Raw genomic sequence first — 12,020 nt, 5'->3', positions numbered from 1 at the left:
CTGCCCCGGTGTGCGGCGCCGCCAGGGTTAAACCCCGAGGGGGTGCACCGCTGCCACTGGCGCTATCGGCCCCTTAAGCTCGACCTGGTTGCCATCCGGGTCGTAGCAGTACAGCGACGGCCCTTCGCCTTCGGCACCGTAGCGTTTCTCGGCAGGTTCCACCTGCACCCCCGCCGCTTGCAGGTAGGCCAGCAAGGCGGGCTCATCGAATGGCTCGATACGCAGGCAGAAATGATGCAGGTTGCGCCCCTCGGCGCCCGGCGCCGCACCACCGGTTCGCCCCAGCGGCCCGTCCAGCGTAACCAGGTCGATCATCGCCGTGCCCGTGGCCAGGTGCACCATGCCCAGGTCATCGCGCACGCGGCTGACCGAACAGCCAAGCAGGTCGGTATAGAACGCCACGCTGCGCGGCAGGTCCCTGACCCGCAGTACCAGGTGGTCGATATGCTGGATGGCGAAGGGTCGCATGGCGGGCTCCTGCTGGCCTGGAGGTGTACCACCATAGCGCAGGACACCAGGCCATCACCAGCACTCGCTACTCATTCACCAGGCGTTGCAGCATGCCCCCTTCGTGCCGCGCGATGATGCGCAGCAGTTGGTCGGCCAGCGCCCGGTCCGGCGCATCCAGGTGGAAATGATGACCGCCCGGGTGCCAGGACACCTTCGCATGGTCGGGCAAAGCTGCCTGGCGCTGGCTGAACGCATCGCCGGAAAATGCCCCCTGGCGGCCGAACATCAGGTACAACGGGCAGCGGATCTGGCTGAGCAGGTCGCACGCTTCGCGCTCGGTCAGCGGCATGGGTTCGGGCAGCACCAGCCGAGGGTCGTGGCGCCAGCAATAGCCCTCGCCCAACTGCAACAGGTCGCGCATGGCCAACAAGCGGGCGGCGCCTTCGGACAGCTCGGTGTCCAGCCGCTCGCGGCGTTGCGCCAAGGCGGTGTCGAGGTCATCGAAGCGGGCGGCGCCCGGCTCGCCGAAGCCCGCTAGCTGGCTGCGCTGCACCATGCGCTTGAGCCGATAGGCCCGCGCCAGGTGCTGCACGCGGTCATCCTCCGCGACGGTGAACGGTGCCCCCATGCCGTCGAGGAACGTCATGCTGGCGATGCCGCTGGTCATGGCCGCAAGCAGTGACGCCACCCCCGTGCCCATGCCGTGGGCCAGTACATGGAATTGGCTCAGGCCGAGGCTGTCGGCAACCGCCAGCATGTCCTCGGCGTGCTCCCACAGGTAATAGCCACTGTCGTGCCGGCGATGGTCGGAACGCCCATGGCCGACCAGGTCGGGGGCCACGACGAAACAGTGTTCGAGCAGCGGTGCCAAGCGGTCGAACGAGGCTGCATTGTCCAGCCAGCCATGCAAGGCCAAGACCGGCATGCCGTCCTCCCGGCCCCAGCAGCGCACCGCGATCTCGATGCCATTGTTGTCCAGCAAGTAATCCTTGGGTGTCGACGATGAACGCATGGGTAGCTTCCTGACTAAGGCCTGGCAAGGCCGCGACACCCCTACCTTGGCGCGATGCCGGCAGCCGCGTTGGTGCCGGGCCGACACTTGCATAGGCCAGACCGACACCCCTCAGCTGAACGGCGCCCCTTGCTCGCCGGCCACAGCACCCTTCACTGCCCGCGCAGGTCCTCGAAGAATGCCTGCCGACCATCGACCCGTGCAGACGCCCTTGGCGCCACCGCCGCTTCGCCGCTGGCGGCCTCGACGTGCCAATAGCAGTGCTGCACGGCTCGGGTCACTGCCACGTAGGCCAGGCGCTGCACTTCTTCCTTCTGCGCGGTATCGAACGGCTGGGCGTCTGCGGCCTTGCCCAACCCGGCCTGGCGGTAGACCTGGTTCTTGTAGGGGGAGCTGGTCAGGTACTGGCAGTCGCCGAGCATGAACACCGCGTCGGCCTGCAGCCCCTTGGCACTGTGGTAGGTCAGCTGGCGCAGCCGGCGTTGCTCGGCCGGCAGCGCGGCCTCGGCTTGCACCACGCTTTGCAGGTGCTCGCTCATCAGTACCCGGTCGCTGCCCTTGCGGTACAGCATCATCACCGTCTCGCCGCGCTGGTAGTGCTCCATCAGTGTCTGGCCCAAGGCTGCCTCATCCCGGTCGAAGACCTTGACCGGCGAGCCCGGCAATTGCGCGGCGGGGCCGCTGGCGCGGGCCTTCTTGCCGGCAATTGCCGGGGTGCCCTTGACCAGGTGCTCGGCGGCATCGATCACCTGTTGCTGGCAACGGTAGTTATCGACCAGCATCACGCGGGTGTTTGCCGGTGCAGCAAAGGCCTTGGTGAATTCCATGAAGTACTTGGGTGAACTGCCGCGCCAGCCATAGATCGACTGCCAGTCGTCGCCCACGCACAGCAGTGACGAATGCTGGGCATGCCGCCCGGTGTGCATGGCCGGGCCGCGTCGGCGTATTTCGCGCAAACTCGCACGCAGCCAGCTGACGATCTGTGGCGACACGTCCTGGAACTCGTCGATCATCAGGTGCGCCAATGGCCGCAACAGCGGGTCGGGTAGCAGGCGCAGGTTTTCCGGGTTGTTTTCGCCGAACAGGGCGAACATGCGGTTGTAGCTCATCACCGGTGGCGACAGGCCCAGCAGGTGCGCTTCCAGGGCTTTCCAGTACAAGGCCAGGGCCTCGAAGAACAGGGCGTCGCTGTCACCGCTGGGGAAACTCATCGACGCCACGGCCGTGTTCACCTCAAGGCCAAGGTTCTCGATGAAATTGGCAGCCCCCACGAACGCATCCAGCAGTGGCGCCGCCGCCAGCTCGCCCTTGACCTTGTACTCGAAGCCAGGGCCCGCCACGGCATCACCGGCCAGCGACGCTGCCAGGCGCCGAGCCATGGCGTAGTTGTCGAGCCAGATCAGCGGCCGGTCGCAGAACGCCTGCAACAAAGTGCGTTTGACCGCCCACTCACCGCGTACCGCCAGCTTGGCGCCAGGGCGCTGGTACTGCGCGCTTTCCGTCGGGTCGAAGCCGAGCACCACCAACGGCCCGCCCCCCGCCAGGCGCCCATGCACATGAAACCGGCTGCCACGGATCTCGACGGTATCGCGGCACGGTTCGATACCTGTGATCGGCCAGGCGCCGGCAGCGAACCAGAGGTCCTCGATCACATCGCACAGCTCTTCGTCGCGCTGCGCAGCCAATTGCGTAACCTGGGCGCGTTTTTGCACCTCGGGGTTGTTCGGGTCCAGGGGTTTGAGCTGCAAGGCTTCGCTTCGCAGCAAGCCGACCAGCTCGGCAAAGCGTGGGCTTTCATGCAGCACGCGGCTGTAGCACTGGTTCAGTTGCTGGCGTTGGGCGTCATTCAAGCGCAGGTCGAACGGGTTGCTGTCGGCCTCGGCTTCGCGCCCGGCTGGCATGTCGCTGCCCAGCGTTTCGAAAGCACGCAGCTGGTCAAAACCCGGCAGGCTGCGCACCAGCGGAAGAATGCGTGAATGGAAGGTCCGCACCAGCTCGCGCGCCTGCGCCGGTTGCAGGTTGATCTGCCATAGGGCGAACACCTGCAGCAGGCGCTTGATGAAGTCTTTGCGCGACTCGCGGGTAAAGGTGACCACGGTCATCGCGTCCAGTTCGTAGCCCAGGTAATGGCGCAACAGCAGGATGCGCAGTACCAGCGACGTCGATTTGCCCGCGCCCGCGCCGGCCACCACGCAGGTAGACGGCGTGTCGCTGAAAATCAGCTTCCATTGCGCAGCGCTGGGTTGCGCTTCGGCGGGCAGGCGCTGGGCCACATCGGCCTTGAAGCGTTTTTTCAGTTCGGCCGTCAGCGGCAGGCGCCAGTCGTCGAAGAGGTTGTCGTCGCAGCCAGGCACGGCAGCATCCTCGGGGCGGCTGTCGCGGATCACCAGTACCTGGCGCCCGGCCTCGTAGCCGGCTTCCCGGCCACGCTCGAAACCATCGCGCACACCCTCGGCATGGCCCCTGCGTTGCCCGCTGGCATGGCCCTGGAACCATGAGTCCCGGTGCTGCGCCTGCAAGCCGGTCAGGCAGCGCCCCAGCAGGCGCGCCGCCACACGGCGAAACCAGGGCAACTGGGCGGGCGGGGTAAGGTCGGCGGGGGCATGGGGTAGCTCTTGGGCCACGGTCACTCCTTGCTGAACAGAAACAATGGGCATGTTCGCCGCATCGACTCAAAATGGCCAGCGAATGCTTGCAGATCAGGGGATTAGGCGATGAAGCGGATAAGTGCCTGCAGGTTATAGAACCACTAATTCGATTGTTTTGAGCCGATATTTACGCTTATTTTCGATGCTTCTTTGGCGCATCATGGCCTCATCCACTGATTCAAGGAGCACGACCATGCTGCAACTTCGTTCGTTCGATAGCCTCGGCCATGCCAACCACGGCTGGCTCGACGCCCACCACCATTTTTCCTTTGCCGAGTACTACGACCCAGCGCGCATGCACTGGGGCAACCTGCGGGTCTGGAACGATGACCTGATCGCGGCCGGCAGCGGCTTCCCTCCGCACCCACACCGTGACATGGAAATCATCACTTATGTGCGCGAAGGCGCGATCACCCACCAGGACAGCCTTGGCAATAAAGGCCGGACCGAGGCCGGTGACGTCCAGGTGATGAGTGCCGGTACCGGCATCGTGCACAGCGAGTACAACCTGGAAGACGTCGATACCCGTATCTTCCAGATCTGGATCGTGCCGGAACGCACCGGTGAAGCACCGCAATGGGGTAGCCGACCATTCCCCAAAGGTGAACGTGGCGAAGGCTTCGTGACCCTGGCCAGCGGCCGCGCCGGCGATGAAGACAGCCTGCAGATCCGCACCGATGCACGCCTGGTGGCTGCCACCCTGAAAGCGGGTGAGACCGCCGAATACCGTTTCGACGCCGATCGCCGGGGCTACCTGGTACCCGCCAAGGGCCGGGTGGAAGTCAACGGCCTGCGGGTCGAGGCGCGTGATGGTGTGGCCATCGAGCAGGAGCAGCTTCTGCGCGTGACCGCCATCGAAGACAGCGAGATCGTGCTGGTGGACGTGGCCTGACCTTCACCCGGCAGGCTTGGTGGTCAGCCGGGCTGTCGTTTTCAGCAGCGAGTGCAGTCAATACCGTTTCACAAATCGTTGCGTAGCCGTAGTCTTTGCCGGTACCCGACCACGGAACGTTGACATGCTGCAGTTGCTGCTGACCACCCTGCTCCCGATCATTCTGCTGATTGCCCTGGGTACTTTCCTGCGCCTGCGGGGGTTTCTGGCCGAAACCTTCTGGCCTGGCGCTGAACGCCTGAGCTACTACGTACTGCTGCCAGCGCTGTTCCTGCATGGCCTGGCCACCGCCAACCTGGAGGGTGTGCCGGTGCTGGGCATGGTCGGCGCGCTGATGCTTTCCACCTTGGCGGGCGCGGTGATGCTGGTGCTTTACCAAGGCATGGCAGACCACGAGGGTGCCGATTTCACCTCGGTGTTCCAGGGCGGTATCCGCTTCAACAACTACATTGGTGCTACCCTGGCTGCCGGCCTCTACGGCAGCGCCGGCATAGCCCTGGCCGCGGTTGCCAACGCGGCCATCGTGCCCCTGGTCAACCTGCTCTGCGTGCTGGTGTTCGCCCGCTTCAGCGCCCGCCACAGTTCGCCAGCAACCGTGCTGAAGGCAATCTTCGCCAACCCGCTGATTGTCGGCTGCGCGGGTGGCCTGCTGCTGCGTTTGACCGGGCTGGGCCTGCCGCCGGGCATCGAGCCCACGGTCAAGGCCCTGGGCCAGGCTGCCCTGCCGCTGGGGCTGCTGTGCGTGGGGGCAGCGCTGGGCGGCGCCCGCCTCGGCCAGCAGGCGCGGCCATTACTGGCGGCTTCGGCGTTCAAGTTCCTGGTCATGCCCGTGACCACCTGGGGCCTGTGCCGGCTGCTGGGCCTGGGCGGCCAGGCCGCAGTGGTGGCGGTGCTGTTCCAGGCACTGCCGACAGCCTCGTCCTCCTACGTAATGGCGCGGCAAATGGGCGGCAATGCACCGTTGATGGCCACCATCATCGCCCTGCAAACCGTGGCCGCCGCCACCACCCTGCCTTTGGTATTAATGCTTACGCTTGGCTAGACTGGCATCAGCCCACCATTGGGAGTTAGACCATGCGCTTTTCGTGGATGCTGATCGGCCTGACCACCGCCCTGCTTGCCGCCCCCTTGCACGCTGCCGACCCCGCCAAAGCCGCCGTGGCCGAGGGCAAGGCCGAGGCCCTTGAAGAAAAAGTGGTCGAGGCAGCGCCCCCGCCCAAGCCCGCCGAAAAGTTGACCCCGAGCGAAGCGCAGGCCGTGGACCCGGCTGGCAAGGCACCGCTGGATGACAGCCTTACCTGCCTGGCGCGCACCCTTTACTGGGAAGCCAAGGGCGCCGATGCCTCAGACATGGCCGCCGTGGCCAGCGTGGTGCTGAACCGCCTGGGCCAGGATGGCTTTCCGGATACCATCTGTGGTGTGGTCAAGCAGGGCGTTGAAAGCAAAGCCTGCCAGTTTTCCTGGTGGTGCGACGGGCGCCCCGACCAGGTCGAGGAGCCGCAGCGCTACGACGTTGCCAAGGAAATTGCGCGCAAAGCCCTCAACCAGCAGTTGCAGGATTCCACTGGCGGCGCGCTCTACTTCCATGACCGCAGTGTGCATCCAGCCTGGGCCAAGACTTATCGCCGAACGGCCAAGACCACGCACTTTTTGTTCTACAAACCCAACCAGGCTTTGGCCCGCTGACAAGGCACGTGTTAGCGCACACTGCCCTGTCACCTGACTGGTCGCCGGCTTTTAGGTTTATTTGCCCCAGATTCGCACTTTTGCGGCGGGCAATGGTCTACCTCCCTTCGTGTACCGCCGGCACTAGTTGCCGGCGTTTTATTTGCCTTGCACCCGCCTGGGCCAAAAGCCCCGAGCTTGTGTAGGATGAGCAGCGCCTACCACGCCGCTGCCAGTCATAGGGAGATACACATGCGCGTGCTGTCATCCGTTGCCGCCTTGTCGCTTGGCCTGTTGATTTCGACCGGGGCATTGGCCGTTACCGGCGAAGAAGCGCAACTGATCGCGTCGATCAATGCCTACCGCAGCCAGGCCCAACCTTGCGGTGGCGAGGCATCGCTGGAACTACCACCGCTGAACAGCGATACCCGCCTGGCGCTGTCGCCGGAGGGCACCCGCGATCTGCAGCAGGCCATGACCCGGGCGGCCTACCCTATGGTCAATGTGCAGGCCATCAGCCTGTCAGGGCCGCGCGATGCGCCTGCGGCCATGCATGCCATCGAGGAAAGTTTCTGCCAGGTGGTGCTGGACCCGCAGTTCGTCGACATTGGCGTCAGCCAGGAAGGCCGCGATTGGCGTATCGTGCTGGCCCGGCCACTGCTCAGTGGCCGCCTCGGTGACTGGCAAGCCGAAGGGCAGAAAGTGGTGGAGGAAATCAACGCGGCCCGCAAGGTGGCCCGGCAGTGTGGCGGGCAACCCTTCGCTGCCGCCCCGCCGTTAAGCTGGAACACGGTGCTGGCGGGGGCTGCCGCCAACCACACGCGGGCCATGGCCAACCAGAATTTCTTCGACCACATCGACAAGGATGGCCGCACCCCCGGCGACCGGGCGGAGCTGGCCGGCTACCTGTATCAGCAGATCGGCGAGAACATTGCTGCTGGGCGTGACACTGCGCACAAGGTGGTCGAAGGCTGGCTGGACAGCCCCGGGCACTGTGCCACGTTGATGAACCCCGAGTTCCGCGACCTGGGGGCTGCCTACGCAGTGGACCCAAAAAGCGATGCGGGCATCTACTGGACCGCACTGTTCGGCACACCACAGTGAATTCGAGCCCCCTTGCAACCCTGTCAGGCGCGCTTCAGCCCTGGTGTGTAGCTGCTCGCAGCTCGAGCGCGGTACAGCCAAACCGCGCCCGCAGGCATTTGCCCAGGTAACTGGCATCGCCCAGGCCGACTTCATCGGCAATCTGCGCCAGGCTGTGCGTGGAGTTGAGCAAGCGCCAGCGTGCTTGCTGCAGGCGCATTTCGCGCCACCAGGCCTTGGCACTCAGGCCATGACTGGCATGAAACTGCCGGTCCAGCTGGCGCCGGCTGATGCCCAACGCTGCCGCCAGTTGCTCCACCGCCAGCGGCGCCCCCAGGTGATGGCGCATCAGTGCCTGCGCCTTCTGCACCTGGCGCCCCGGCCCGCTGCCCGGCTCCAGGGAGCGCAAGGCATGGCGGCTGTCGCGGGTTTCATCCACCAGCATGTCGGCCAAGCCCTTGAGTGCCCGCGTGCGACCGCAGGCACGTGACAGCAGCGCGACAGCCAGGTCGATGGCCGCCGTGCCACCGGCGCAGGTAATACGGTTGCCATCGATGCAGTACAGTTGCTCAGGCAGTAGCTGCACATGCGGGAACGCCGCCCGGAATTCGGCTTCGTGGCGCCAGTGCACCACCACCTTGTGCCCACGCAACAGGCCGCACGCCGCCAACAGGAAAACACCATTGTCGACCCCGACCAATTTGACGCCCGCCTTGCTGGCGCGCTTGAGCAAAGCCTGGTAGCGCGGTGCAAGTGCGGCGGTGGCCATGGCATTGCGCCCGCCGAACAGCACCAGGTAGTCGAAACTGGCCAACTCGAGGTCGCCGGCCACGGCCTCGACCTGCAGCACTGCACCGCTGCTGGAAGGCACCGGTTCACCACCCAGCCCCGCCACCGTCCAGCTGCAATAACGCTGCTGGCTGTAGTCCTCGTCATCGGCGCTGAAGCGCAACTTGTCGAGGAAAGCGCCAAACGGCAGCAAGGCAAAATCCGGTAGCGGCAAGATCAGCAAGCGAATATCGGGATACACAGTATTCACGTCCAGAAAGTACCATCGAATGTCCGGATATTACCCTGCCAGCGCCACCATTGCGCCCTAGACTGGCGCCCTGTTCATCACATGGCGTTACCCGGCATGAACCTCGACACATGGCTCATCTACCTGCTGGCGAGCATCGGTTTGTCGCTCACCCCAGGCCCTAACAGCCTGCTGGCCTTGACCCACGGCGCCCTGTATGGGGCCCGGCGAACCCTGTTCACCATTGTCGGCGGCGTATTCGGCTTCAGCGCGCTCATCGCCCTGGCGATGTTCGGCCTTGGTGCATTGCTGCAGTCCTCGGCGTCGGTGCTTGGCGTACTGAAATGGCTAGGGGGTGCCTATCTGGTCTGGCTAGGTGTGCAGCTGTGGCGCAGCCCAGGCCTGCAGTTGGAACTCAATGCGGGCAACGCTGGGCTGAACAACGCAGGGTTGTTTCGCCAAGGGCTGCTGTCGGCCATGGCCAACCCCAAGGTGCTGCTGTTCTACGGCGCGTTCCTGCCACAGTTCATCGACCCACAGCGCGGGCTGCTGTTGCAGTTCGTGGTCATGGCGGCCACCTTCGCCAGCGTCGAGTTTCTGGTCGAATACCTGCTGGCGCGGCTGGCGTACCGCGTTCGGCCCTGGCTGAGCAAAGCAGGCAAAGGCTTCAATCGCTGCTGCGGGGGCTTGTTCGCCCTGATTGGCGTGGCCTTGCCCTTGAGCCGCTAGCCCCTGGCACAGGCAGGCCACTGCCACTGGCGTTGCAGCGCCTATCGAGCCTGGCGTGCCTGGAAAACGAAGACCAGCAGCGCCAGCCCCGGCAAGGCGGCGCCCACCAATGCCACCCCTGGCCAACCAACCTGGCTGAACAGCGCACTGGCCACTGCCGAACCCACTGCCCCGCCAAGGAAGATGCTGGTCATGTACACCGCATTCAAACGCCCACGGCTGGCCGGGTCCAGTGCATACACTTCACGCTGGCCGATCACCATGTTCATCTGCACCGCAAAATCCAGCAGCACACCCGTCAGGCCCAGGCCGATCACGCTGTAGCCGGGCACCGTCAAACCCAGCAGCAAGGCGGCCGGCGCCAGTAACAGCGCCAGTAACGACCCCGCCCGGGCATGCCCGGCATCGGCCAGGCGGCCGGCAATGGGTGCCGCAACCGCACCCACTGCGCCGACCAACGCGAACAAGGCAATCTGGCTTTGCGACAGGCCATGCCCTGCAGCCAGGGCCAGCGGCACCGCCGTCCAGTAAAGGCTGAATGCGGCGAACATCAGGGCCTGGTAGAGCGAGCGCTGGCGCAGCAGCGGGTAACGGCGCAGCAAGGTGAGCAGCGACAGCATCAGCCCTGCGTAACTGGCCTTGTGCTCGGGCCGACGCTGCGGCAGGGTCGACGCCAGCAGCAGGATGATCGCCAACATCACCCCGGCAGCGCCGATGAATACCGCACGCCAGCCGAAGTGGTCGGCCACCAGGCTGGACAACGGCCGGGCCAGCAGGATGCCCAGCAGCAACCCACCCATGATGTTGCCCACTACCCGACCGCGCTGGTGCTCGGGTGCCAGGTGCGCCGCCAGCGGAATCAGCATCTGCACCGCCACTGAACTGAAGCCGATCAGCAGGGCGTAACCCAGGAACAACTGCCCCTGGCCACTGCCACTGGTACCTGCCAACAGCAGGCTGATGCAGGCCAGAACGGCGGTGGCCACCATCAGACGACGGTTTTCCAGCAAGTCGGCCAACGGTACCAGCAACAACAGGCCCAACGCATAGCCGAGCTGGGTGAGGGAAACGATCAGGCTGGCATGTTCGGTAGACAGCCCCAGGTCCGGTGCGATCAGCCCCACGATGGGTTGGGCGTAGTAGATGTTGGCGACGATAGCGCCGCAGCAAAACGCCAGGAGTACCACCAGGGCCCGGCTCAGGCCGGCAGTGGCCGGTTGCGCTGACGCGACGGAAGGGTTCATGCGAGGTTCCTCGACAAGGTATGGGGATGACGGCCACCTTACCTGCGGGCAGCGGCGCCGAGAATTGGGCAGCTACGCAACGCGCCTTTGCGTACAGCGCAACGCTAGCGGCCAGTATTCAGCACATTTTCGCAAAACCCGATGAAAGCGCTGACCCGTCGCGAACCCCGGTGGTTGGGCAGGTACAGGGCGTTGATACAGTCGTTGGCGGTGCCAGGGTTGGCTTGCCATTCAGGGAAGAGGCGCTGCAGCCGACCGCCTTCAACATCTTCGCGTACCAGCCAGTCGGCCAGCAATGCAATACCGCTGCCTGCCAGCGCCGTTTCGCGCAACATGTCGGCGTTGGCACTGCGCAGCGGCCCGCTTACGTCGAGCTCCAGGCTTTCCTGGCCACAGGTCAGCCGCCAGGGCCGTGCTTTTTGCCCATAGCGAAAACGCAGGCAGGGGTGTTCAAGCAGCTGCCGGGGATGCAGGAGCGGCCCGCGCTCGGCCAGGTAGCCCGGGCTGGCGACCAGCCATCGTTGGAAGCGGCCGAGTGGGCGGCATACCATTTCATCGCTGGGCGATGGGTCACCCAGGCGGATCGACAGGTCATAACGCCCGTCGAGCAGGTCGTCGATGCGGTCGCTAAGGTCGATGTCCAGCTCCAGCGCCGGGTGGCGCGCCAGAAACGGCCCCAGGTGCGGGGCGATGACCCGCCTGCCGAACTCCACCGGCAAGCACAGGCGCAGCACACCGACCGGTTCCTCACCGCGGTCCGAGATGCTGGCATCGGCCTCGTCCAGCGCCTCGAAGATGCCTCGGGCGCGCTGGTAGTAGCGCGCGCCTGCCTCGGTCAGACTGACCTGGCGCGTCGAACGATTGAGCAAGGTGGCACCCAGCGCCGACTCAAGGGCATCGACCAGGCGCGTCACCGATGAGGTCGCCACCCCCAGCCGGCGTGCAGCCGCTGAAAAACCCTGGGCATCGACGGTGGCCACGAACATTTTCATCGCCAAAAGTTTGTCCATGTCAGGCCGTCCTCGAAAACTCGCAAAGGTCTAATAAACCGCCAGCCCGGTCAAGAAGCATGGCGCCAAGCAAACAGGGCCATGGCGGGCGCACGCCCAACCGGCGTTAAGCCTACAAATGAACGTAGCCGCGATAAAAAAACCTTGCCCGCCATACCCGGTGTTTTCCTGCATTTTTCCAGGCACGATCTAGAATTTTAGACACACCGCGTTAAGTTCAGCCCTGCGACAATCAGCCTCACAAAATTATGTACCAACTTGTTAATTAG

General features: G+C 64.8%; 11 protein-coding genes. 5 read left to right on the top strand and 6 right to left on the bottom strand.

Annotation, left to right across the window (positions count from 1 at the left end):
- Positions 1 to 27 precede the first annotated feature (27 nt).
- From B3361_RS05095 to B3361_RS05085, 3 genes are all read right to left on the bottom strand, one after another.
- Positions 28 to 468, bottom strand: a complete 441-nt coding sequence (locus B3361_RS05095; protein ID WP_054903945.1) for a VOC family protein — start codon at positions 466 to 468, stop codon at positions 28 to 30.
- A 67-nt stretch (positions 469 to 535) separates the two neighbouring features.
- Positions 536 to 1,462: an alpha/beta fold hydrolase gene (locus tag B3361_RS05090; RefSeq protein WP_009686546.1), complete on the bottom strand. Its 927-nt coding sequence runs from the start codon at positions 1,460 to 1,462 to the stop codon at positions 536 to 538.
- A gap of 152 nt (positions 1,463 to 1,614) precedes the next feature.
- Entirely contained in the window at positions 1,615 to 4,119 is a 2,505-nt protein-coding gene (locus B3361_RS05085; protein WP_054903944.1) for a UvrD-helicase domain-containing protein, read from the bottom strand.
- Positions 4,120 to 4,303: 184 nt separating this feature from the next.
- Here B3361_RS05085 and B3361_RS05080 point away from each other — a divergent pair, with 184 nt between their 5' ends.
- The 4 genes from B3361_RS05080 (at position 4,304) to B3361_RS05065 (ending at position 7,771) form a co-directional block, all read left to right on the top strand.
- Positions 4,304 to 5,002, top strand: coding sequence for a pirin family protein (locus B3361_RS05080; protein ID WP_054903943.1), 699 nt, complete (start codon positions 4,304 to 4,306; stop codon positions 5,000 to 5,002).
- 124 nt (positions 5,003 to 5,126) lie between these two features.
- Positions 5,127 to 6,044 carry an AEC family transporter gene (locus tag B3361_RS05075; RefSeq protein ID WP_154211009.1) on the top strand — a complete coding sequence of 306 codons (918 nt, stop codon included), beginning with the start codon at positions 5,127 to 5,129 and terminating at the stop codon, positions 6,042 to 6,044.
- A 32-nt stretch (positions 6,045 to 6,076) separates the two neighbouring features.
- The gene (locus tag B3361_RS05070; protein ID WP_054903941.1) at positions 6,077 to 6,688 is read left to right on the top strand and encodes a cell wall hydrolase; all 612 of its coding nucleotides are present in this window, start codon (positions 6,077 to 6,079) and stop codon (positions 6,686 to 6,688) included.
- A 231-nt stretch (positions 6,689 to 6,919) separates the two neighbouring features.
- Positions 6,920 to 7,771: a CAP domain-containing protein gene (locus B3361_RS05065; RefSeq protein ID WP_047149650.1), complete on the top strand. Its 852-nt coding sequence runs from the start codon at positions 6,920 to 6,922 to the stop codon at positions 7,769 to 7,771.
- A 34-nt stretch (positions 7,772 to 7,805) separates the two neighbouring features.
- Here B3361_RS05065 and B3361_RS05060 read toward each other — a convergent pair whose 3' ends face one another.
- The gene (locus B3361_RS05060; RefSeq protein WP_029887073.1) at positions 7,806 to 8,780 is read right to left on the bottom strand and encodes a GlxA family transcriptional regulator; all 975 of its coding nucleotides are present in this window, start codon (positions 8,778 to 8,780) and stop codon (positions 7,806 to 7,808) included.
- Between the two features lie 105 nt (positions 8,781 to 8,885).
- Between B3361_RS05060 and B3361_RS05055 the strand changes: the two genes are divergently transcribed.
- Entirely contained in the window at positions 8,886 to 9,497 is a 612-nt protein-coding gene (locus B3361_RS05055; protein WP_054905564.1) for a LysE family translocator, read from the top strand.
- Positions 9,498 to 9,538: 41 nt separating this feature from the next.
- Here B3361_RS05055 and B3361_RS05050 read toward each other — a convergent pair whose 3' ends face one another.
- Both B3361_RS05050 and B3361_RS05045 read right to left on the bottom strand, forming a co-directional pair.
- On the bottom strand, positions 9,539 to 10,741 hold the full coding sequence (locus B3361_RS05050; protein WP_054905563.1) for an MFS transporter: 1,203 nt from the start codon (positions 10,739 to 10,741) through the stop codon (positions 9,539 to 9,541).
- 104 nt (positions 10,742 to 10,845) lie between these two features.
- Entirely contained in the window at positions 10,846 to 11,751 is a 906-nt protein-coding gene (locus B3361_RS05045; RefSeq protein WP_054905562.1) for a LysR family transcriptional regulator, read from the bottom strand.
- Between the last annotated feature and the right edge of the window lie 269 nt (positions 11,752 to 12,020).

This window comes from Pseudomonas sp. UBA6699 (assembly GCF_002454615.1).
Classification (GTDB): Bacteria; Pseudomonadota; Gammaproteobacteria; order Pseudomonadales; family Pseudomonadaceae; genus Aquipseudomonas; species Aquipseudomonas juntendi.
This window is presented reverse-complemented; position numbering and strand designations above follow the sequence as displayed.

Excerpts from the sequence above, each read along its gene's own strand:
- B3361_RS05095 (WP_054903945.1), bottom strand. The coding sequence starts at position 468 with ATGCGACCCTTCGCCATCCAGCATATCGACCACCTGGTACTGCGGGTC.
- B3361_RS05090 (WP_009686546.1), bottom strand. The coding sequence starts at position 1,462 with ATGCGTTCATCGTCGACACCCAAGGATTACTTGCTGGACAACAATGGC.
- B3361_RS05085 (WP_054903944.1), bottom strand. The coding sequence starts at position 4,119 with ATGCCCATTGTTTCTGTTCAGCAAGGAGTGACCGTGGCCCAAGAGCTA.
- B3361_RS05080 (WP_054903943.1), top strand. The coding sequence starts at position 4,304 with ATGCTGCAACTTCGTTCGTTCGATAGCCTCGGCCATGCCAACCACGGC.
- B3361_RS05075 (WP_154211009.1), top strand. The coding sequence starts at position 5,127 with ATGCTGCAGTTGCTGCTGACCACCCTGCTCCCGATCATTCTGCTGATT.
- B3361_RS05070 (WP_054903941.1), top strand. The coding sequence starts at position 6,077 with ATGCGCTTTTCGTGGATGCTGATCGGCCTGACCACCGCCCTGCTTGCC.
- B3361_RS05065 (WP_047149650.1), top strand. The coding sequence starts at position 6,920 with ATGCGCGTGCTGTCATCCGTTGCCGCCTTGTCGCTTGGCCTGTTGATT.
- B3361_RS05055 (WP_054905564.1), top strand. The coding sequence starts at position 8,886 with ATGAACCTCGACACATGGCTCATCTACCTGCTGGCGAGCATCGGTTTG.
- B3361_RS05050 (WP_054905563.1), bottom strand. The coding sequence starts at position 10,741 with ATGAACCCTTCCGTCGCGTCAGCGCAACCGGCCACTGCCGGCCTGAGC.
- B3361_RS05045 (WP_054905562.1), bottom strand. The coding sequence starts at position 11,751 with ATGGACAAACTTTTGGCGATGAAAATGTTCGTGGCCACCGTCGATGCC.